We start from the raw sequence: 20,596 nt of genomic DNA, 5'->3' as shown, positions 1-20,596 counted from the left end.
GTGTGCGCCACAGATTACCAAATGCGACTGCAACAAGTTATAGGTGAGGGGTACCCGATGAGGTGCGCTGAAACCCGACGTGCGACGCGGCGAGACCGCGCCGAGCCGGGCACAAGATCATTGCCGCGTCGCCGAATCCGTCGCACCGAAGCGGAGGTACGCAAGGACGGCACAGGCTCGGGCGGCGCGGGTCGGCCGGTAGCCGACTACTAGCCGCTCGAGCCCGGGAAGTGGCATTTTCGTGCGGAATCCGCCCGAAACGCGAACGGCCGCGCACACTTGCGCGGCCGTTCGCACGAAAATGCCAGTCGCCGACCGCTACTCCGGATCGGGGCCCGCCCCATTGGTGGACGCGTGCGCGTACTCCGACAACGCCGCCGCCAGGGAATGCGGCACCCGGGCGTGTACCCGCGTGCCACCCTCCTCATGGGTGGAGTCGATGATCCGGCCGTCGGCGTGCACGCGGGCGAGGAGATCGCCGCGGGTGTAGGGCAGCAGCACGCTGACCTCCACGTCGAGGCCACCGAGGACTTCGGCGAGACGGTCGCGGAGATCGCTCAGACCCGCACCGGTGCGGGCGGAGACGAACACCGCGTCCGGGAGCAGGCCGCGCAGGCGGGTCAGCTCCGTCGGGTCTGCGTTGTCGATCTTGTTGACCACCAGCAGTTCCGGCGGCGCGACGGTGCCCTGCTCCTTGATCACATCGGTGATCACCTCGCGCACCGCCTGGATCTGACCCGAGGGCATCGGGTCGGAACCGTCGACGACGTGCAGCAGCAGGTCGGCGCCGGTCACCTCCTCCAGGGTGGAGCGGAAGGCCTCGACCAGCTGGGTCGGCAGGTGCCGCACGAAACCGACGGTGTCGGTGAAGACGACCTCGCGGCCGTCGTCGAGCGCGGCCCGGCGGGTGGTCGGGTCCAGGGTGGCGAACAGCGCGTCCTGCACCAGCAGGCCGGCGCCGGTCAGGCTGTTCATCAGGCTCGACTTGCCCGCGTTGGTGTAGCCGACGATCGCGACCGACGGGATGCCGCTGCCGGTGCGGCGCGCTCGCTTGGTGTCGCGGGCCGTCTTCATCTCGCGAATCTCGCGGCGCAGCTTGGCCATCCGCTCGCGGATGCGCCGGCGATCGGTTTCGATCTTGGTCTCACCGGGACCACGCAGGCCCACACCGCCGTTGCTGCCCGCGCGGCCACCGGCCTGCCGGGACATGGACTCACCCCAGCCGCGCAGTCGCGGCAGCATGTATTCCATCTGGGCCAGCGCGACCTGCGCCTTGCCCTCGCTGGAAGTGGCGTGCTGGGCGAAGATGTCCAGGATCAGCGCGGTCCGGTCGATCACCTTGACCTTGACCACCTTTTCCAGCGCGGTCAGCTGGGCCGGGGTCAGTTCACCGTCGCAGATCACCGTGTCGGCGCCGCTGTCCAGGACGACGGCGCGCAGCTCCTCGGCCTTGCCGGAACCGATGTAGGTGGCCGGGTCGGGCTTGTCGCGGCGCTGGATCAGCGCCTCGAGCACCTCCGAGCCGGCGGTCTCGGCGAGCAGCGCCAGTTCGGCCATGCTCGCGTCGGCCTGCGCGGCCGTGCCCGTGGTCCAGACACCGACCAGCACCACGCGCTCCAGGCGCAGCTGCCGGTACTCGACCTCGGTGATGTCGGTGAGCTCGGTGGACAGCCCGGCCACGCGGCGCAGCGAGCTGCGCTCGTCGAGCTGCATCTCACCGACGGTGGGCTCGTGCCCGCCGGTATCGGTGGCCCACCCGGCGTGGGCGGTGTCCTTGAGCCGCTCTTCGCGCGCGGCCATGCGGGCCGCGTGCTCGGCGACCGCGTCGCGGGAGTCCGCGGTGCTCTCGGCCTGATCGGTGGAGTTTTCACCGTCGGCCGGAGTCATATCGAAAGTCTCTGAGTTCGTCATACGTCCTCCATGCTGCCACGTTGCCACGCCATGGTGCACGCCGAAGATCTACGGCGCGTCCTGGGATGAATCGGACAGCGTCAGGTTGGCGAGATCGGATTGTCCGGCGACGGGCCGGGACCGTTGCTGAGGCACGGAACGGTGGTGCGCGTCCGGCCCGCCGAGATCTCGGCGGGCCGCGCTACTACCGGGGTCGGGCCGACGTCACGCGTCGGATCACGCACCGGGGGCACGGGCGAAACGAATTGCCGTGCTCCGGGCCGCGTTTCAGCGACCGGCGACGGTCGTGACAGACCAGATGCGTGCTACGAAGTTCCCGTACATGCCGCCAACCGTACCGGCGGAGGGTGTGGGTCCGCATCCGGTTTTTCTCCGGGCGGACATCGCGAACTCAGTGCAGAACGCTGTAGACCGCCGACAGCGTGAACCCGTGATCGACGACCTCGCAGCTCACAGTGCCCTGATAGCCGATGCCACAGGTGGTTTGATCGTGCGTGATCTTGTGCCCTTCGGGCAGCACCTCGGCGTCCGGGTGGGTGTAGGTCTGCTCGGCCGAGTAGAGGAAATTGGCCGCCTCCCAGCGCGCGACCCGCAGCTGGTTGGTGCCCGCGGGCGCGTCCAGCGAGACCGCGTCGCAGCCGGTGTAGCCGTTGTTCCAGTAGATGGCGCAGTGGCGGCCGTCGGGGGTCTTGAAGAAGGCGGTGCCCTTGTAGACCGGGTCCGCGACCAGATAGTCGGCCGGGTTCAACGGGGTGTACTTGTCGAGATCGCTGTCGGCGAGGGCCGGCGCGGCGGTCGCGCAGACGCCCGCGGCCACCGCGGCGAGCGAACAAGAGAGAAGTGCGAATCGGCTGGACATGCGTGTTCCTTCCCAGATGGTGTGGTGCACGTACTGTTCGAGCCCCGGCATCGCTGCCGCCCACTCCTATCGTCGGTCGCTGCCGGTCATTCGTTAGCCGGACCTGCGACACGAAGGGGTTACAGGCCGTCCCACCATGCGCCCGCGAGGTGACCGGTCGCCACGAGCACCGACGGGCCACGCAGAGTGGCCGCGCCGTCGGCGATCGCGACGGTGACCTGACCGCCGGGCACGCGCACGATGACCTGCCCGGTGTCCTCCTGGATCCGGAAACCCCGGTGCGCCAGCGCCGCCGCGGCGGTGGCCACGGTTCCGGTTCCGCAGGAACGGGTTTCGCCGACGCCGCGCTCGTAGACGCGCATGTCCACCGCGCCGTCCGGGCCCAGCGGCGTCAGGATCTCGACATTGACCCCGCGCGGGAACAGTTCCGGATCGAACCCCGGGGAGACGCTGAGATCGAGTTTGGTCAGCGCCTCGGCGGTCAGGCTGGGGTCCACGCAGGCCAGGTGCGGATTCCCGACGTCGATGCCGATGCCCGGATAGGCGCCGCCGGCGATGGTCGCGGTGGAGGGGCCGAGTTCGCGGACCGGGCCCATGGCCACGGTGACCTCGCCGTCGACCGCGTCGGCGGCGTGCACGACGACCGGCCGCGCGCCCCCGCGGCTACCGACCACGTATTCGGCCCGGGTCTCCAGGCCCTTGGCCGCCAGATAGTGCGCGAAGACCCGCACACCGTTACCGCACATCTCGGCGATCGAACCGTCGGCGTTGCGGTAATCCATGAACCAGTCCCCGGCGGCCACGCCCTCGGGAATCTCGTCGAGCACACCCGCGTCGCGCAGCGCCCCGGCCCGCGCCACCCGCAGGACGCCGTCCGCGCCGATACCGCGCTGGCGGTCGCACAGGGCGGCCACCCGCGCCACGCTCAGGTCCAGGCGGACATCGAGGTCGGGCAGCACCACGAAGTCGTTCTGGGTGCCGTGCCCCTTGGTGAACTCGATGTCGGCCATGTCGCTCGTCTCCTCGCTGCTCATCGGGCAAACGTCCGGCGCTGCCGGGAAATTTCGTAGAGGGCCACCGCGCCCGCCGAGGGCGCCCCCAGCGAGCTGGCGGTGCCGCCCATCGGGATGGACACCAGATCGTCGCAGGCCTCCAGCCACGCCTGGCTCATCCCGCTGGTCTCGTTGCCGATCACCAGGATGGTGGCCTCGGTGAAATCCTGGTCGAACAGCGCGTGCGTGCCGTGCTCGTCGGTGCCGACGATGCGGGTCGGGATGCCGCGCTCGATCTGCCGGTCCCGGAAGGCGGCGACCTGGGCGGCGCCCGCGGCGCGCAGCACCGGCATCGCGAACAGCGAGCCGGTGGACGCGCGTACCGCCTGCGGGTCGTACTGATCGGCGCCGTGGCCGGTGACGATCACGCCGTGCGCGCCGAAGGCGTCGGCCGAGCGGATCAGGGTGCCGAGATTTCCGGGCGAGTTGGGGCGGTCGAAAACCACGACCAGCGGGGGTGTTTCGCCGGGCTCCCCCGGCGCGAAGGTGTCCAGGCTGTCCTGGCGCGAGACCGCGACGGCCACCACCTCCGGTGTGCCCGCGGTCTTCTCGCCGAGTTCGGCCATCAGTTCGGGCACCAGCCCGATGCACGGCACCTCGGTGGTGTCGAGCAATTCCCGCGCCCAGCTGGACAAATCCGGGGTACCGAGGCGGTAGAGCAGCGTCTCCAGCGGCCAGTCGGCGGCGATCGCCTGGCTGATCGGGCGCACGCCCTGCACCAGGAAGCGGGCGTCGCGGTTGCGGGTGGCGCGGTTGGTCAGATACGCCTGCCAGACCTGGACCGAGGCGTTGCGGGTGCTGACCCGCTTGCCGCCGGTGTCCCCGGTGCGGCCCGGCCGGTGCCGAGAGTTCTGGTTCACTGCGCTGTCCGTTCCGTCGAGTCGAGCCGGTCGGCGGCGCCCGGCTCCGTAGCATCGGGCAATTCGGGCGATTGCGGCCGCGGGTGCAACACGGCGAGCGCGGTCCCGAGCAGATCCGGATCGGCGCCGTCGACCCAGCGCACCCGAGGATCCCGGCGGAACCAGGAGCGCTGCCGACGAACGTAGCGGCGCGTGCCGATCAGGGTGCGTTCTTTGGCCTGATCGAGATCGTATTCGTCGTCGAGGTAGGCCAGCACCTGGGCGTAGCCGATGGCGCGGCGCGCGGTGACGCCCGCGCGCAGGCCCTGATCGATCAGCCCGCGGACCTCCTCGACCAGACCGCCGTCGAACATCAGCGCGGTGCGCTGCCCGATCCGGGCGTCGAGTTCGGCGGTCTCCCGGTCCACACCGATAATGGTTGTGCCCCAGCGTGGTTCGCCGATCACCGGCGCGGAGGCCGCGAACGGCCGGCCGGTGAGCTCGACCACCTCCAGCGCGCGCACCAGGCGTCGCCCGTCGGTGGGCAGGATGGTGGCGGCCGCCGCCGGGTCGGCCTGGCGTAGCTCCGCGTGCACCGCGGCGACGCCGTGCTCGTCCAGGAAGGCCTCCCAGCGCGCCCGCACCTGCGGGTCGGTCGCCGGGAACTCCCAATTGTCCAGCAGCGCTTGGACATACATCATCGATCCGCCGACGATCACCGGCACGTGCCCGCGCGCCATGATGGCCTCGACGTCGGCGATCGCGGCGCTCTGATAAGCGGCCACGGTCGCGTACTCGGTCACGGCGAGCACGTCGAGCTGGTGATGCGGGATCCCGCGGCGTTGCGCCGCCGGAAGTTTCGCGGTGCCGATATCCATGCCGCGATAGAGCTGCATGGCGTCGATGTTCACGATCTCGCCGCCGAGCCGCTGGGCCAGGGCCAGGCCGAGGTCGGATTTGCCGGTGGCCGTCGGCCCCACGACCGCCACCGGTGTCACGGCGTTCACGAAGCGCCGCCGGGCCGCCAGGTGCCTACGTGGTAGCCGACGCCGAAAGGTGCGTCCTGATAAAGGGTTTCGGCGGTCGGGGCACTCGCGTCGTCGGCGAAGAGACCGGCCAGCACCTGATAGGCCGCGCGGCCGGCGAGGCCGACCTCGGCGCAGAGTCGTGGATCCAACGCGCGCAACGCCGCCACGTCTCCGGCGGCGAGCGCCTTGTCGAGCCCCTCTTGCACGGTGGCGGCCTGCGGATTCAGATACCCGGGCGATTTGGTGGTCAGGGTGGCCGCACCGTCGGCGATCACCAAGACGCCGGTGGGCGGGCGGGTGCGATCGAGGTCCGCCCGGATGGCGCGACCGAAGGCCACACACTCCTCGGCGGGCGCCTCGGGATCGACGAAGGCCACCAGGACGTTCGCCGCGGCCGCGGCTTCGCCCCGCAGCCAACCGGCAACCAGCGCGGGCAGCGGCCAGTCCGGGTCGGCGGCGTCGGATTCAGCCTGCGCGAGCAGCGGCCCCTGCGACATCGCCACCCGGACATCGGCGCCGTACCCGCGGAAGGTGCCCACTCCGCTGTCCTTGTCCACGCCGCGATCGCTCTCCCCGGCGCCGACGACGAGCCAATCCCCCGCCGTTTCGAGGGCGCGCACGGCCGCCAGCGCCGCCGCGCGCAGCGGCGCCACCGGGTCGTCGGCGGTGCCCGCGCGGGCGCCGCCGAGCTCGGGAACCAGGATCGGCGGCGACGGGACCAGGGCCGCAAGGGAGAACACTCGGTAAACGGTAGTCGTTGCCGCCGAGGACCCCGCGCACCACCGTGCGCGGCGACGCGCGAACGCACGCCGGCCCCGCCGCGCCGCGACCTCGAGTGTCTCTGCGTCCAACCGAGCCGGGGATTGATAGTCTCGAGGTGCTACAACCCAGGTCATCACGGGTTGACATCCACCGGAATCCACCGGGGGAGAGCGTCGATCGATGGTCTCGAAGAGCTCGGACCGGGTTCAATGGAATGAGCTAGGGCGTAACCAGGCAGCCGTGACGCGCGGCAGGGACGGAGAGCAATGAGCGACAGCAACGGAACCGCGAAGGCCACGCAGGAACCATCCACCCCGCCGGCTCCGCAAGCTCCGCCGGCTACCACCCCCGAGGCCTCCGCACCGCCCACCCCCGGCCCGCGCCCGTCCGGCGCCCCCAAGCCCGGTGGCCCCACCCCCCATCCCAAGCCGCACGCGATCAAACCCGCTCCCGGCCCGGCCCAGCCGCACCCGCATCCGGTCGTCGTGCCCTCCGTCACCGATCCCAGTGTCTGGGGCCGAGTCGACGAGGACGGCACCGCGTGGGTGAAAACCGCTGCGGGCGAACGGGTCGTCGGGTCCTGGCAGGCCGGCGACGCCGCCGAGGGGCTGGTGCATTTCGGCCGCCGCTTCGACGATCTGGCCACCGAGGTGGCGCTGCTGGAAGCGCGCCTGGCCGCGGGCGCGGATGCCCGCAAGACCAAGGCCGCCGCCGTCGCCCTGGCCGAGTCGCTGCCGACCGCCGCCGTCATCGGCGATATCGACGGGCTGACCCGCCGCCTGGCAGCGATCGCCGAGCACTCCGAAGAGGCGGCCGCGCACGCCAAGGAGGAGAAGGAACGCGCCAAGCACGAGCACACCGAGCGCAAGGAAGCGCTGTGCCTGGAGGCGGAGAAGATCGCCGGCGAATCCACCCAGTGGAAGGCCGCCGGTGACCGGCTGCGCGAGATTCTCGACGAGTGGAAGTCGATCCGCGGCGTGGACCGCAAGGTCGACGACGCGCTGTGGAAGCGCTACTCCAAGGCCCGCGAGGCGTTCAACCGCCGCCGCGGCGCCCACTTCGCCGATCTGGATCGCGAGCGCGCCGCCGCGAAGACCCGCAAGGAAGAGCTGTGCGTGCGGGCCGAGGAGTTGTCCGGCTCCACCGACTGGACCGGCACCGCCGCCGTCTTCCGCGACCTGCTGACCGAGTGGAAGGCCGCGGGCCGCGCGCCGCGCGAGGCCGACGAGGCCCTGTGGCGGCGGTTCAAGAGCGCGCAGGACGTGTTCTTCGCCGCCCGCAACGCCGCCGTCTCCGAGCGTGACGCCGAGTTCGAGCACAACGCCACCGCCAAGGAGGAGTTGCTGCGCACCTACGAGCACATCGACCCCGCCAACGGCCTGGACGCCGCCCGGGCCGCCCTGCGCGATCTGCAGGACAAGTGGGACGCCCTGGGCAAGGTCCCGCGCGAACGCATCCAGGAGCTCGAGGGCAAGCTGCGCACCATCGAGAAGCGGGTCCGCGAGGCCGCCGACGCCCAGTGGCGGCGCAGCGACCCGGAGGCCATGGCCCGGGCCGCGCAGTTCCGCGAGCGGGTCGCCCAGTTCGAGGAGCAGGCCGCCAAGGCGCAGGCCGCGGGTAACAAGCGTGAGGCCGAGAAGGCGCTGGAGCAGGCCAAACAGTGGCGCGAGTGGGCCGACGCCGCGGAAGGCGCGGTCAGCAACCTCTGACCCGGCGGGTTGTGTCGATGCTGTGCGGAGGTTGCGCAGGTCTCGTTGGCGCGCAACGAGATCGGCCGTCACACCGATAACGTCAGCATGGTGCGGCAGGTGTGGGATTCGTGGGGCGGCGTGCTGACCGTCTGGGCGCTGGCGGTGCCGATGCTGATCGCCGGCGCGGCACTGGTCTTCCGGTGGCGCGTGCGCCACGGCCGGTCGCCGGAGCAGGCCCTGCGGCACACGGCCGCCGAAGCCGGAATTCTCGGCGCGACGCTGCCCTGGGTCTGGATGATCCTGACCCCCGCCGACGGCGAACGGCACGTGATCCTGGTCCCGCTGCTGGACCTGTTCGAGACGATCACCGAGGCCTCGGCCAACACCGTCGTCCAGGTGACCGCGAACACGGTGCTGTTCTTGCCGCTGGGTTTCCTGCTGCCGCTGCGGTTTCCGCGCTGGTCGGGCGTACTGCGGATGACGCTGCTCGGCGCGGCGTTGTCGGCGACGCTCGAAATCGCCCAGTACGTCCTGGACCTGGGCCGTTACAGCTCGATCGACGACGTCCTGATGAACGCCGCCGGCGCCGGCCTCGGGGCCGTGCTGGCCCGCCGGCACAGCGCCCGGCGCGAAAGCTCCTACAGCGCCCGCATACTCGCCCGGATCGGCTGAGGGCTACTCGCCGGTGAGGCGGCGGCGGTCGCGTTCCTCGGACTGGGCGGCGGCGCGGCGGCGCTGCTCCTCGGCCTCCAGCTGCAAGGTGGTGCGGCTCCAGACGACGCGGATCCAGTGGAAGGTGAGCACCATGATGGCCAGGGTGCCCAGGATCAGGCCGATGCCGGGACCCGAGCTGTAGATGTTGCCCACGCCCGGGGTCTGCCGGTGCCAGATGGAGAAGACGCCGAAGGCGCAGCCGATGGCCGAACCGGCCACCGCGATCCAGGCCAGCACCCAGCGCCGGGTCATCAACGCCAGCAGCGAGAACCCGACCCCGAAGACCACCGCGAACCACACGAAGATGCGCGAGGGCAGGCCGATGTGCTCGAGCCGGGTGACGTCCGTGCCGAGCAGCACGTCGAAACCGCGGGCGGCGCCGGCGTGCGGCAGCACCAGTGACAACAGCAGCACGAAGACCGCGCCGGCCACCACCATCGCGCGCACGCCCGGGTCGATCTCCCCCGCGATGCGCCGTTCGACGGCGTCGAGTTCCTCGCGGAACTGCTCGAAGTCCTTGCTGCTCTGGACCGAGTTCACAGAACCCACGTCTCCTTCGGCTGAATCGGCGGCACCTGGCGTGTCCACTGTGCCATCTCCGCTTCCAGCCGGGTCGCCCGCCCCACTACGTCCAGTAGTAGCGTCGTCCGGTTCGCCGCCGTTCATGTCGCCTCCCGGGCCAACGCTACCCGCGGATTCCGTGCGCTCGACGCCTTTCCGGCCGGGTCAGCTGCCGCAGCCGGTGGCGCATCCCGCGGCCGCGACCGGCTCCAGTACCGGAGCGCCGATGCGGGGCAGGCCCAGGCCGACCCCGATGGGATCGGTCTTGGGGGTGATGCCGCGCTCGTGCGCGTCGCCGGCGCGGGTGCGGCGGTGCGCCTTGATCGGGGAGTCGGCGATCAGGAAGTGCGGCGCCGCCTCGGTGACGTCGACGACGACGATGTCACCGGGCCGGATCGTCTCGGCCGTGCCGCCGGGGCGGAAGTGCACCAGGCGGCCGTCGCGGGCCCGGCCACTCATCCGGGCGGTGGCGGCGTTCTTCTTGCCGGCGCCCTCGGCGACCAGCAGTTCCACCTCGGTGCCGAGCAGTTCCCGGTTCGCTTCCAGGCAGACCTGCTCCTGCAACTCGATCAGCCGGTTGTAGCGCTCCTGCACAACGGCTTTCGGGAGCTGATCGGGCATGTCCGCGGCGGGCGTCCCGGGGCGGATGGAGTACTGGAAGGTGTAGGCGCTGGTGAAACGGGCCTGCCGCACCACGTCCAGGGTCTCCTGGAAGTCCTCCTCGGTCTCGCCGGGGAAGCCGACGATGATGTCGGTGGTGATCGCCGCGTGCGGCATCGCGGCGCGCACCTTCTCGATGATGCCGAGGTAGCGCGACTTGCGGTAGGAGCGGCGCATGGCCTTGAGCACGCGATCGGAGCCGGACTGCAACGGCATGTGCAGCTGCGGGCAGATATTGGGCGTCTCGGCCATGGCCTCGATAACGTCGTCGGTGAACTCGGCCGGATGCGGCGAGGTGAAGCGCACCCGCTCCAGGCCCTCGATGCCGCCGCAGGCGCGCAGCAGCTTGGCGAACGCCGAACGGTCGCGCGGCTCGGAGTCGTCGACGAAGTTCACGCCGTAGGAGTTCACGTTCTGGCCGAGCAGGGTCACTTCCAGCACGCCCTGGTCGACCAGGGCCTGCACCTCGGCGAGCACGTCGCCGGGGCGGCGGTCGACCTCTTTGCCGCGCAGCGCGGGCACGATGCAGAACGTGCAGGTGTTGTTGCAGCCCACCGAGATCGACACCCAGCCCGCATAGGCCGATTCGCGCTTGGCGGGCAGGGTGGAGGGGAAGGCTTCCAGGGATTCGAGGATCTCGACCTGGGCTTCGGCGTTGTGGCGGGCGCGCTCCAGCAGCACCGGCAGCGAACCGATGTTGTGCGTGCCGAACACCACGTCGACCCACGGCGCCTTGCGGACCACGGTGTCGCGGTCCTTCTGGGCCAGGCAGCCGCCGACGGCGATCTGCATGCCGGGCCGGTCGGCCTTGATCGGGGCGAGATGCCCCAGGGTGCCGTAGAGCTTGTTGTCGGCATTCTCCCGGACCGCGCAGGTGTTGAAGACGACGAGGTCGGCGGTCACGCCGGGCGCGGCCTGAACGTAGCCCGCGTCTTCGAGTAGCCCCGACAAACGCTCGGAATCGTGCACGTTCATCTGACAACCGAACGTGCGGACTTCGTAACTACGCGCGTCTACCACTACCTGTCCGTTCGAATCCACCCATCAAGGGTACGGGGGTATGCAAACCGGACATTTTTCGAGCCCACCTGTGGCAGAGCGCACTTTTCCCGAGAAATCGGGCAGCCGGGGCAATCGGCGGACCGGTCCGTGTCGAAGCATCAAGGAGAGTTGTTTTCGAGCAGAGGTGTGTTCGGCATGGCCACAGTCGGAATTTCCATTGAGCAGACCGTGGTGCGAGGCGTCGTACTGCAGGGCGAACCCCCGCAGATCGTAGTGCGGGCGACACAGCGGCGACTACCCGGCGATACCGCCGGCGCGGTGATCACCGGTGTGCTGGAGGGTTTCGCCGCCGAGTTCGGCGCGGGCGACCGCATCGAGGATGTCGCCATCGTCTACCGGTCGGTGAGCGAGCGGCGATCGATACTCACCGAGCTGGCGACCGGCAGATGGGCGACCGCGTCGCTGGTCTCGGACCGCACCGCCCTGGCGGCGCTGACCCGCGCCGAGACCGGGTTCCAAGCGTTCGGCACGGTGCTGGTGCTCGAGGTCCTGGAGGGGTACGCCTCCTATGTCTGCCTCGGCCCGGACCGCGGCACCGTCTCCGCGGCGGACTCCTGGGCCTTCGGCTCGGCCGAGGCCGATACCGCGAGCCAGATCCTGCCGATCCTGAACGCCGACGCCACCCCGCCGGACGCCGTGGTGCTGTGCGGTTCGGCGACCGGCGATCCGGATCTGCTGCCCGCGCTGCGCCGCGGTCTCGCCGAGACGGTGACCCTGGTCCCCTACCACGTCGACGCCGCCGCCCGCGGCGCGGCACTCGTTGCGGCGGACCAGGTTCGGCAGCTCACCCCCGCCCCGCCGCCGGTCGCCGACAATCGCCGGGCCCGGCGCCTGCTGGCCGCCGCGGTCGCCGTCACCGTGCTGGGCACCGGCGCCGCGCTGGCCACCGCCGCGATCCGCGACAACTCCCCGGCCGGCGGGGACCGCACGCTGGCCACCGCCCCGCCGTCGACCTCGTCGCTCACCCCGAGCCCCACCGAGGCCGCGTCACCCCTGGCGCCCCCGGCGTCGACCGAACCGCCCCTGGCTCCGCCGCCTCCCGCCGAACCGTCCACCGCTCAGCCACCCGCCGAGCCCTGGCCGACTACGCCGAATGCTCCCCGGCGCCCCAGTACCCCGGGTACGCCCGAGCCCGCCGAATCGACCGAACCCAGCCCGGCCCCGCCCGCGCAGACGCCCCCGCGCACCGCGGTCGGCGCGCCCGACGCGAACGGTCTGTTTCCCGGCGAATCCCCGCCCCCGCCCTCGAATGCCGACCCCGCCGCGATCCGCGCTTGGTGGGCCAATCACTGGCAGCTCAAAGAGCGGTGGCTGAACGGCGGCTGAACCGGAAGTTCCGGTGCCCCAAAGCTTGTCGAAATAGCGTGGACAAGGGCGAACGCACCTTTACACGACCTTGATTTAGGCAACTGTTCATGTTACATCTACGTGACACATCGGCGTGTCCTCGCGGCATGTCGCCGAAATCAGGGCAAAAGATCGTTTTCCCCTTAAGGTCTTGGACCATGACCGACGCCGCTGCCGCGCCCGACACGACCGGGAACGCTTCAACCGGGGACGAAGGCGCTACCACCTCCGTGCCGCCGACGCTGACCAAGGATGATGTCTCGACCACCGACTCGGGGCCTGCCGCCAGTGGCCCGCCGATGATTTCGATGAAGACGGTGGACAAGCACTTCGGCGACCTGCACGTGCTGCGGGACATCAATCTGGAAGTGCCCAAGGGCCAGGTCGTGATCGTGCTCGGCCCTTCGGGCTCGGGCAAGTCGACGCTGTGCCGCACCATCAACCGGCTCGAGCCGATCGACTCCGGCGACATCGCCATCGACGGCGTGCCGCTGCCCGCCGAGGGCAAGGCGCTCGCCGCCCTGCGTGCCGATGTCGGCATGGTGTTCCAGTCGTTCAACCTGTTCGCGCACAAGACCATCCTCGAGAACGTCATGCTCGCACCGATGAAGGTGCGCAAGACCAAGAAGGAAGACGCCCGCACCCGCGCCATGGAGCTGCTGGAGCGGGTCGGCATCGCCAACCAGGCCGACAAGTACCCGGCCCAGCTCTCCGGCGGCCAGCAGCAGCGCGTGGCGATCGCCCGCGCCCTGGCGATGAACCCGAAGGTGATGCTGTTCGACGAGCCCACCTCGGCGCTGGACCCGGAAATGGTCAACGAGGTGCTCGACGTGATGGTCTCGCTCGCCAAGGAGGGGATGACCATGCTGGTCGTCACCCACGAGATGGGCTTCGCGCGCCGCGCCGGCAATCGGGTCCTGTTCATGGCCGACGGTGAGGTCGTCGAGGACGCCACTCCCGAGGTCTTCTTCACCGCGCCGAAGTCCGAGCGCGCCAAGGACTTCCTCGGCAAGATCTTGAGCCACTGAACATCTTCGAAAACCCACAGAAGAGTTAGGAACCCGATGAGGATCACCCGTGCACTTCGCTTCGGTGTCGGGGCGCTCGCCCTGGCGCTGGCCGCCTCCGCCTGTGGCGGCGGTGACGAGCAGTCCGCCCTGGACAAGGCCAAGGACGGCAAGCTGACCGTCGGCATCAAGTACGACCAGCCCGGCCTGGGCCTGCGTAACAAGGACGGCTCCTTCAGCGGCTTCGACGTCGAGGTCGCCAAGTACGTGGCCGGCAAGCTCGGCGTGAAGCCGGAGAACGTCACGCTGAAGGAATCGCCGTCGGCGCAGCGCGAATCGCTGATCGAGAACGGCGGGGTCGATTACATCGTCGCCACCTACTCGATCACCGACAAGCGCAAGGAGAAGGTCGACTTCGCCGGGCCGTACTACGTGGCCGGCCAGTCGCTGCTGGTGAAGTCGGACAACACCGATATCACCGGCGCCGAGTCGCTGAACGGCAACAAGAAGCTGTGCTCGGTGAAGGGCTCCACCCCGGCGCAGAACGTCAAGGAGAAGTACGCCAAGGAAGTTCAGCTGCAGGAGTTCGACACCTACTCGCTGTGTGTCGAGGCGCTGCTGAACGGCTCGGTCGACGCGCTGACCACCGATGACATCATCCTCGCCGGTTTCGCCGCGCAGTCGCCGGGCAAGCTGAAGGTCGTCGGTAAGAGCTTCACCACCGAGAACTACGGCATCGGTGTGAAGAAGGGCGACAAGGAACTCCGCGACAAGATCAACGACGCGATCGAGGCCATGATCGCCGACGGTTCGTGGGACAAGGCGCTCGCCGCCACCGTCGGACCCTCGGGCTTCAAGGTCGCCGACAAGCCCACGGTCAACCGTTACTGAGGTTTCCTCCCGCGGGTGGTTCGGGTGATCCTCGAGCCACCCGCATTTTTTTCAACCGACTAGCAAATCCACTTTCGATCGGAGGGCCGCGCCCACGTGTTCGACCTGATTTCGCGGTATGGCACCCAAATCCTCGAAGCCTTTTGGACGACTATCCAGCTGACGGCGTTCTCCGCGGTCGGTGCGCTCGTCCTGGGCACCCTTGTCGCCGCCATGCGCGTGTCCCCCGTTCCGATCGCCCGCGCGGTCGGCAGCGCCTACGTCACCATCTTCCGTAATACGCCGCTGACGCTGATCATCGTGTTCTGCTCGCTCGGCCTGCTGCTCACCCTGGACTGGAAGCTGGGCAGCTCGGACCTGACGGTGTCCAACTTCCGCTGGGCCATCATCGGCCTGTCCATCTACACCGGCGCGTTCGTCTGCGAGTCGCTGCGCTCCGGTATCAACACCGTCGCCCTCGGCCAGTCCGAGGCGGGCCGCTCGCTCGGGCTGACCTTCGGCCAGAATCTGCGGCACATCGTGCTGCCGCAGGCTTTTCGCGCGGTCATCGCCCCGCTGGGTAGCGTGCTGATCGCGTTGACCAAGAACTCCACCGTCGCCGCCGTGATCGGTGTGGCCGAGGCCGCGCTGCTCATGTCGGAAATGCTGGAGAACGAGGCGGCGCTCATCACCATCGGCGCGATCTTCGCGTTCGGCTTCGTGGTGCTGACGCTCCCGATGGGCTTGCTGTTCGGCTGGCTCGCCAAGCGATACGAGGTGGCGCGATGACCTGGAAGCCCTTCACCGAAGACGCGACCGCGACGACCTACCTGGTGTTCCTGGTCGCCACCACCCTGATCGCCGCGGCGCTGTCGTACGCCCTGGTGTTCGCCGGCCGCAACGCCGCGGCCTCGGTGCTGTTCGACGCGCCGGGACCGCGTGGCCGGCTGCGCAACCTCCTGTTCTCCGTCGTCATTCTCGACGTGGTGCTCATCGCCGCGGTCTGGCTGTTCGTCGCGTTCGAGAAGAAGGACCAGTTCACCTCGGCCAAGTGGGAGCCCTTCACCGACAGCCAGGTCTGGGAGACCTACCTGCTGCCCGGCATCAAGGGCACCCTGGTGGCCGCGGCGCTGGCGATCGTGCTCGCACTGCTGGTGGGCATGGTCTTCGGCATCCTGCGGCTCTCGGACCATCGGGTGATGCGCGGGTTCGCGGGCACGATCGTGGAGATCGCGCGCTCGATCCCCGTGCTGATCCTGATGATCTTCCTGTACGCGGTCTTCAACGAGTACAAGATGTTCGACTCCGACCAGCGCACGCTGGCCGCGGTCGTGTCGGCCCTGACCATCTACAACGGGTCGGTCATCGCCGAGATCGTGCGGGCCGGCATCCGGTCGCTGCCCCGGGGGCAGACCGAGGCCGCGGTCGCACTCGGCATGCGCAAGAACCAGCTGATGCGGCTGGTGCTGCTGCCGCAGGCGATCACCGCGATGCTGCCCGCGCTCGTCTCGCAGATGGTGGTGGCGCTGAAGGATACGGCGCTGGGCTACCTGATCCTCTACACCGAGCTCGTGCGCTCCGGCTTCCAGATGGGCGCCGCGCTGCAGAACACCATCCCGGCGCTGCTGGTGGTGGGCTTGATCATGATCTTCTTCAACAGCACGCTGACGCTGCTGGCCACCAAGCTGGAGCAGCGCCTGCGGACCCAGTCGAAGAAGGGTCGCGCGGTCCTGGCCGCGGATTCGGTCCTCACCGATGCCGCTCCGGGCGTGGATATCACCCGGAAGTAGTTTTCCCCGCGCAGCAGCCCCGTCGATCGAAATCGGCGGGGCTGCTGCCGTTTCGGAGCGGCTCAGGCGCCGGGACGGACCGGCAGGTCGCCCAGGCCGCGGAACAGGATGCTCTGCTGCCACTGCGGGGTGTAGGCCGCGTCGGCGAAGTCCAGGGCGGGGAAACGGCGGAGCAGGGCCGAGAAGGCGATCTCGGCCTCCATGCGGGCCAGCGGTGCGCCGACACAGAAGTGGATGCCGTGGCCGAAGGCCAGGTGGCCGCCGGCGTTGGCTTTGATATCGAGCTCGCCGGGGGTGTCGTAGCGGGCGGGATCACGGTTGGCCGCCGACAGCGCGACGTAGACCAGTTCGCCGGCCGGGATGGTGATCTCGCCGATCCGCACCGGTTCGGACGTGAAGCGGAGGGTCGACCAGCCGACCGGGCCTTCGTAACGCAGGAACTCCTCCACCGCGGCCGGAATGCCCGAGGGGTCAGCGCGCAACGCGTCCCACTGCGCTCGGTCGTGGAGCAACGCGTACGTCCCGTTGGCGAGGAGGTTCACCGTGGTCTCGTGCCCGGCGACGAGCAGCAGGAACGACATCGCGACCAACTCCTGTTCGTCGAGCCGCTCGCCGTCCTCCCCCGGCTGCACCAGCCCCGATAGCAGATCCGCCGCCGGGTGGCTCTGCTTGGCCGCGATCAGCTTCCGCAGATATTCCGACATAGCCTGCGTCGCCGCGATGCGATCCTCCATCGCGCCACCCGAACCGACCAGCACCCTGGTCCAGGACTGGAAGTCGGCCCGATCCTCGAACGGCACACCCAGCAGTTCGCAGATCACGGTGACCGGCAACGGGTTCGCGAAGGCCTGGATGAGATCGACCTCGTCCTGCCCGGCCATACCGTCGAGCAGTTCGGCGGTGATCTCCTCGATCCGCGGCCGCAGCGCCGCCACCTGCCGCGGCGTGAAACCCTTGGTGACCAGCTTGCGCAGCCGGGTGTGGTCGGGCGGATCGCTGTTGAGCATGTGCGAGTTCAGCGCCTGTGCACCCTCGTTGGACAGGATCTCGGCGTCCTTCCGCCGGAACAGCTCGTACATGCCCGCGACGTTCTTGTGCAACCGCGGATCTGCCAGCACAGCGCGGGCTTCGGTGTACCCGATGACAACCCAGCACGGAATCCCGTGCGTGAACTGCACCCGATGCACCGGCCCCTGCTCGCGCCACCGCTCGTAATACCGATGCGGATCGCCGTAGAAATCGTTCCCCACTAGTTTGATCGGTTCATCGATTTCGATCTCGCCCATGCTGACCTCACTAACCCGAGCCCATTCCCCGCCTGCCACCCCACAGGCGCTGTCCGCAGCCACGCTACATAAACCGTTGCCACACCGCCGTTTTCGCAGTTGAACCCATGAACCACCGACCACTGCGCGGGCAAAATCGGTGGCGGATCCGGGCGCGGTCGTTCATCGTGTGGGCGACGAAAGGAACCTATGCTCGACGACGGTCAGATCGAAGCCTTCATTACCGAGGGGTTCGTCAAGGTGGAACAGGCGTTTCCGCGTGCGGTGGCGGACGCGGGGCGGGCGATTCTGTGGGATGCGAGCGGGTGTGATCCCGAGGATCGCGCGACCTGGACGCAACCGGTGATCCGGATCGGCGAACGCGGCGACGAACCGTTCGCGCGGGCCGTGCGGTCGCCCGCGCTGGTGGCGGCCTTCGATCAGCTCGTCGGTGCGGGGCGCTGGCTGCCGCGCAACAGCATCGGCACCTTCCCGATCCGCTTCCCGGTCGACGTGGCGGCCGGCGACGACGGCTGGCATATCGATGTCAGCTTTCCCGGCGACGACCCCACGGACTACCTGAACTGGCGGGTGAACCTGCACTCCAAGGGGCGCGGTCTGCTGCTGCTGTTCTTGTTCTCCGATGTCGGCGCCGACGACGCGCCGACCCGCATTCGCGTCGGCTCGCACCTGCGGCTGCCCGCGCTGCTGGCGCCGTTCGGCGAATCCGGTGCGGATCTCACGCAATTCCCTTACGAGCAGGCCACCGCGGATCTGCCCGAGATCGCGGCCACGGGCCGGGCGGGCGATGTCTACCTGTGTCACCCGTTCCTGGTGCATGCCGCCCAGCGACATCGGGGCACCGATGTTCGTTTCATGGCGCAGCCGCCTTTGCTCACACGGAGCCCGTGTGAGCTGGATCGGCCGGACGGTGCTTACACGCCGGTCGAGCGAGCGATTCGGCGAGGACTCGACGGCTGAGCGCCGCCCCGCTGCCGATTCGACGGAGGCCCATTCCGCACGCCGCTCACTCGTCGGCGGCCAGTTCGGCTTTCACCACCGTGAAGGCGAGCGACTGCGAGTAGCCGCGGCGGGCCAGCATGCCCACCAGGCGGCGGAGCACCTTCTCGCGATCCAGACCGGCCGGGATGCTGCGGAGTTTGCGACGGACGAGATCGGCGGCCCGCTCGGCCTCGTCGTCGGAGCTGATGGCGTCCAAGGCCGCGGCGGAATCGGCTCGATCCACGCCCTTGCGGCGAAGCTCTTGGGCGAGGGCCTGTTTGCCCTTGCCGGAGAAGGTGTGGCGCGCGTGCACCCACTCGGCGGCGAAGGCCGCGTCGTCGATCAGGCCGACCCCGGCGAGGCGGCTCAGCGCCTCTTCAGTGATCTCCGGGGTGTAGCCCTTGGTGGCAAGGCGCTGGGCCAATTCGGCGCGGCTGCGAGCGCGGACGGCGAGCAGGCGAAGACACGCCTCTTTTGCCTGCTCGACCGTCCCGCCCTGCGGGGTGCGGTCCTTGCGGGACCGATCGAAATCGGTACCCGGGCCGGAACCGGCCCCCTCGGATCCGGCCGCCACCGGATCCGCGCTGTGAGTATCCCTGGTCCGTCTCGCACGCTTCGATTCGGTATCCCCGAAACGGGAATCCGAAGAACGTTTCCTTCGCCCGCGTGCTTGCCGGGCCGGGGGCGTGAACCCGGTCGAGCGCTCCCGCTGCGGATCGGGATCGCTCGACCGGGTCCCCGCGGAGTCCGGCGCGGCGCCACCACCTGAGGCCGACCGGACTGGCTTGGGTTCCCGTGTACTGGACGGGGGTTCGACGTCGACGCCGAGCTGGGCCAACCGGTGCCGGATCTCCGCTACGGGATCGGCCGGCCGGCCGCGCTTCGGAGCCGATGCCGCCGCATCCGGCGACATCGGGTCCGACGCTGCTGTGCCCATTGCTCGGTGCGCTCGCCGACTCAGAAGTCCGCGGGGACTTCGGGGGTTTCGGCGGTCAGCACGGGGCCGATGCCGAGCTTTTCCTTGATCTTCTTCTCGATCTCGTTGCAGATGTCCGCGTTCTCCAGCAGGAACTTGCGGGCATTCTCCTTGCCCTGGCCGAGCTGGTCACCCTCGTAGGTGTACCAGGAGCCGGACTTGCGGACGAAGCCGTGCTCGACGCCCATGTCGATGAGCGAACCCTCGCGAGAGATGCCGTGGCCGTAGAGGATGTCGAACTCGGCCTGCTTGAACGGCGGCGAGACCTTGTTCTTCACGACCTTGACGCGGGTGCGGTTACCGACCGCGTCGGTGCCGTCCTTGAGGGTTTCGATGCGGCGCACATCCAGGCGGACCGAAGCGTAGAACTTCAGCGCCTTACCACCGGTGGTGGTCTCGGGCGAGCCGAACATGACGCCGATCTTCTCGCGCAGCTGGTTGATGAAGATGGCGGTGGTGCCGGAGTTGTTCATGGCGCCGGTCATCTTGCGCAGCGCCTGGCTCATCAGGCGGGCCTGCAGGCCGACGTGGCTGTCGCCCATCTCGCCCTCGATCTCGGCACGCGGCACCAGGGCGGCCACCGAGTCGATGACGATGATGTCCAGTGCGCCGGAACGGATCAGCATGTCGGCGATCTCGAGCGCCTGCTCACCGGTATCGGGCTGGGAGACGAGCAGCGCGTCGGTATCGACGCCCAGCTTGCGGGCGTAATCCGGATCCAGCGCGTGCTCGGCGTCGATGAACGCGGCGACGCCGCCGGCGGCCTGGGCGTTGGCCACCGCGTGCAGCGCGACGGTCGTCTTACCCGAGGATTCCGGGCCGTAGATCTCCACCACGCGGCCGCGCGGCAGACCGCCGATGCCCAGTGCCACATCCAGCGCGATGGAACCGGTGGGGATCACCGCGATCGGCTGGCGGGCTTCCTCGCCCAGGCGCATCAGCGCGCCCTTGCCGAAGCTCTTCTCCACCTGTGCCATTGCCAGATCGAGCGCCTTGTCGCGATCGAACGCCTGTGGTGCCATGTCCTGATCCCCTTTTCGAGTGGGTAAGCCTGTTCTCTGGTTGGCGCCCACAGTAGAGGGCGGCACCGACAAGTCCTGGCGACCAGATTAGACGAACACCTGTTCGAGTCAAGCGACGCGCCCCACGACACGCGCCGCGACTTCCGACACGCGGCAACCGGTACGCAAAGCCGCGGCC

The 20,596-nt window shown here is 69.3% G+C and carries 19 protein-coding genes; 8 read left to right on the top strand and 11 right to left on the bottom strand.

The features are described 5' to 3' along the window. Window positions 1-318 precede the first annotated feature (318 nt). The 6 genes from hflX to AB0H76_RS06230 form a co-directional block, all read right to left on the bottom strand. A complete protein-coding gene (gene hflX / locus AB0H76_RS06255; RefSeq protein ID WP_357318098.1) occupies window positions 319-1,911 on the bottom strand; it encodes a GTPase HflX in 1,593 nt (530 codons plus the stop codon). Window positions 1,912-2,302: 391 nt separating this feature from the next. After that, entirely contained in the window at window positions 2,303-2,770 is a 468-nt protein-coding gene (locus tag AB0H76_RS06250) for a hypothetical protein (protein ID WP_357318095.1), read from the bottom strand. A 119-nt stretch (window positions 2,771-2,889) separates the two neighbouring features. After that, window positions 2,890-3,771 (bottom strand): diaminopimelate epimerase, encoded by an 882-nt coding sequence (dapF, locus tag AB0H76_RS06245; protein WP_357320459.1) that lies wholly within the window; start codon window positions 3,769-3,771, stop codon window positions 2,890-2,892. 29 nt (window positions 3,772-3,800) lie between these two features. Further along, the gene (locus AB0H76_RS06240) at window positions 3,801-4,682 is read right to left on the bottom strand and encodes a TrmH family RNA methyltransferase (RefSeq protein WP_357318093.1); all 882 of its coding nucleotides are present in this window, start codon (window positions 4,680-4,682) and stop codon (window positions 3,801-3,803) included. Continuing rightward, window positions 4,679-5,668 (bottom strand): tRNA (adenosine(37)-N6)-dimethylallyltransferase MiaA, encoded by a 990-nt coding sequence (gene miaA, locus AB0H76_RS06235; protein ID WP_357318090.1) that lies wholly within the window; start codon window positions 5,666-5,668, stop codon window positions 4,679-4,681. The genes AB0H76_RS06240 and miaA overlap by 4 nt, the downstream gene beginning before the upstream one ends. Beyond that, complete coding sequence (locus AB0H76_RS06230; protein ID WP_357318087.1) at window positions 5,665-6,429, bottom strand: hypothetical protein; 765 nt, start codon at window positions 6,427-6,429, stop codon at window positions 5,665-5,667. Before AB0H76_RS06230 ends, miaA begins: the two co-directional genes overlap by 4 nt. 288 nt (window positions 6,430-6,717) lie before the next feature. Between AB0H76_RS06230 and AB0H76_RS06225 the strand changes: the two genes are divergently transcribed. Together AB0H76_RS06225 and AB0H76_RS06220 are read left to right on the top strand one after the other, a co-directional pair. Next, window positions 6,718-8,160: a DUF349 domain-containing protein gene (locus AB0H76_RS06225; RefSeq protein ID WP_357318084.1), complete on the top strand. Its 1,443-nt coding sequence runs from the start codon at window positions 6,718-6,720 to the stop codon at window positions 8,158-8,160. An 87-nt stretch (window positions 8,161-8,247) separates the two neighbouring features. Further along, on the top strand, window positions 8,248-8,814 hold the full coding sequence (locus AB0H76_RS06220; RefSeq protein WP_357318081.1) for a VanZ family protein: 567 nt from the start codon (window positions 8,248-8,250) through the stop codon (window positions 8,812-8,814). Window positions 8,815-8,817: 3 nt separating this feature from the next. Here AB0H76_RS06220 and AB0H76_RS06215 read toward each other — a convergent pair whose 3' ends face one another. Beyond that, a complete protein-coding gene (locus AB0H76_RS06215) occupies window positions 8,818-9,405 on the bottom strand; it encodes a hypothetical protein (protein WP_357318078.1) in 588 nt (195 codons plus the stop codon). Window positions 9,406-9,582: 177 nt separating this feature from the next. After that, window positions 9,583-11,097 carry a tRNA (N6-isopentenyl adenosine(37)-C2)-methylthiotransferase MiaB gene (miaB, locus tag AB0H76_RS06210; RefSeq protein ID WP_357320456.1) on the bottom strand — a complete coding sequence of 505 codons (1,515 nt, stop codon included), beginning with the start codon at window positions 11,095-11,097 and terminating at the stop codon, window positions 9,583-9,585. A 177-nt stretch (window positions 11,098-11,274) separates the two neighbouring features. On the opposite strand from miaB, the gene AB0H76_RS06205 reads away from it, so the two are divergent. From AB0H76_RS06205 to AB0H76_RS06185, 5 genes are all read left to right on the top strand, one after another. Continuing rightward, entirely contained in the window at window positions 11,275-12,465 is a 1,191-nt protein-coding gene (locus tag AB0H76_RS06205; protein WP_357318075.1) for a hypothetical protein, read from the top strand. A gap of 320 nt (window positions 12,466-12,785) precedes the next feature. Beyond that, complete coding sequence (locus AB0H76_RS06200) at window positions 12,786-13,514, top strand: amino acid ABC transporter ATP-binding protein (protein WP_357320453.1); 729 nt, start codon at window positions 12,786-12,788, stop codon at window positions 13,512-13,514. 36 nt (window positions 13,515-13,550) lie between these two features. After that, window positions 13,551-14,384, top strand: a complete 834-nt coding sequence (locus AB0H76_RS06195) for a glutamate ABC transporter substrate-binding protein (protein ID WP_357318074.1) — start codon at window positions 13,551-13,553, stop codon at window positions 14,382-14,384. A 96-nt stretch (window positions 14,385-14,480) separates the two neighbouring features. After that, window positions 14,481-15,152, top strand: coding sequence for an amino acid ABC transporter permease (locus AB0H76_RS06190; protein ID WP_357318071.1), 672 nt, complete (start codon window positions 14,481-14,483; stop codon window positions 15,150-15,152). Continuing rightward, window positions 15,149-16,153, top strand: coding sequence for an amino acid ABC transporter permease (locus AB0H76_RS06185; protein WP_357318068.1), 1,005 nt, complete (start codon window positions 15,149-15,151; stop codon window positions 16,151-16,153). The genes AB0H76_RS06190 and AB0H76_RS06185 overlap by 4 nt, the downstream gene beginning before the upstream one ends. Before the next feature lie 62 nt (window positions 16,154-16,215). Here the strand turns inward: AB0H76_RS06185 and AB0H76_RS06180 are convergent, their stop codons facing one another. Continuing rightward, on the bottom strand, window positions 16,216-17,439 hold the full coding sequence (locus tag AB0H76_RS06180; RefSeq protein ID WP_357318065.1) for a cytochrome P450: 1,224 nt from the start codon (window positions 17,437-17,439) through the stop codon (window positions 16,216-16,218). 189 nt (window positions 17,440-17,628) lie between these two features. Between AB0H76_RS06180 and AB0H76_RS06175 the strand changes: the two genes are divergently transcribed. Continuing rightward, complete coding sequence (locus AB0H76_RS06175; protein WP_357318062.1) at window positions 17,629-18,399, top strand: phytanoyl-CoA dioxygenase family protein; 771 nt, start codon at window positions 17,629-17,631, stop codon at window positions 18,397-18,399. A 46-nt stretch (window positions 18,400-18,445) separates the two neighbouring features. Here the strand turns inward: AB0H76_RS06175 and recX are convergent, their stop codons facing one another. Then, window positions 18,446-18,994 (bottom strand): recombination regulator RecX, encoded by a 549-nt coding sequence (gene recX, locus AB0H76_RS06170; RefSeq protein WP_357318059.1) that lies wholly within the window; start codon window positions 18,992-18,994, stop codon window positions 18,446-18,448. A 383-nt stretch (window positions 18,995-19,377) separates the two neighbouring features. Next, window positions 19,378-20,418, bottom strand: coding sequence for a recombinase RecA (recA, locus tag AB0H76_RS06165; protein ID WP_357318056.1), 1,041 nt, complete (start codon window positions 20,416-20,418; stop codon window positions 19,378-19,380). Between the last annotated feature and the right edge of the window lie 178 nt (window positions 20,419-20,596).

Source organism: Nocardia sp. NPDC050712, assembly GCF_040654295.1.
Classification (GTDB): domain Bacteria; phylum Actinomycetota; class Actinomycetes; order Mycobacteriales; family Mycobacteriaceae; genus Nocardia.
Note: the sequence above shows the minus strand (reverse complement) of the source record. Positions and strands in the feature narration are given on the sequence as shown.

Bases quoted from the DNA above. Each gene is read 5' to 3' on its own strand.
- hflX (WP_357318098.1), bottom strand. From the start codon at position 1,911: ATGACGAACTCAGAGACTTTCGATATGACTCCGGCCGACGGTGAAAAC.
- AB0H76_RS06250 (WP_357318095.1), bottom strand. From the start codon at position 2,770: ATGTCCAGCCGATTCGCACTTCTCTCTTGTTCGCTCGCCGCGGTGGCC.
- AB0H76_RS06225 (WP_357318084.1), top strand. From the start codon at position 6,718: ATGAGCGACAGCAACGGAACCGCGAAGGCCACGCAGGAACCATCCACC.
- AB0H76_RS06220 (WP_357318081.1), top strand. From the start codon at position 8,248: ATGGTGCGGCAGGTGTGGGATTCGTGGGGCGGCGTGCTGACCGTCTGG.
- AB0H76_RS06205 (WP_357318075.1), top strand. From the start codon at position 11,275: ATGGCCACAGTCGGAATTTCCATTGAGCAGACCGTGGTGCGAGGCGTC.
- AB0H76_RS06200 (WP_357320453.1), top strand. From the start codon at position 12,786: ATGATTTCGATGAAGACGGTGGACAAGCACTTCGGCGACCTGCACGTG.
- AB0H76_RS06195 (WP_357318074.1), top strand. From the start codon at position 13,551: ATGAGGATCACCCGTGCACTTCGCTTCGGTGTCGGGGCGCTCGCCCTG.
- AB0H76_RS06185 (WP_357318068.1), top strand. From the start codon at position 15,149: ATGACCTGGAAGCCCTTCACCGAAGACGCGACCGCGACGACCTACCTG.
- AB0H76_RS06180 (WP_357318065.1), bottom strand. From the start codon at position 17,439: ATGGGCGAGATCGAAATCGATGAACCGATCAAACTAGTGGGGAACGAT.
- AB0H76_RS06175 (WP_357318062.1), top strand. From the start codon at position 17,629: ATGCTCGACGACGGTCAGATCGAAGCCTTCATTACCGAGGGGTTCGTC.
- recA (WP_357318056.1), bottom strand. From the start codon at position 20,418: ATGGCACCACAGGCGTTCGATCGCGACAAGGCGCTCGATCTGGCAATG.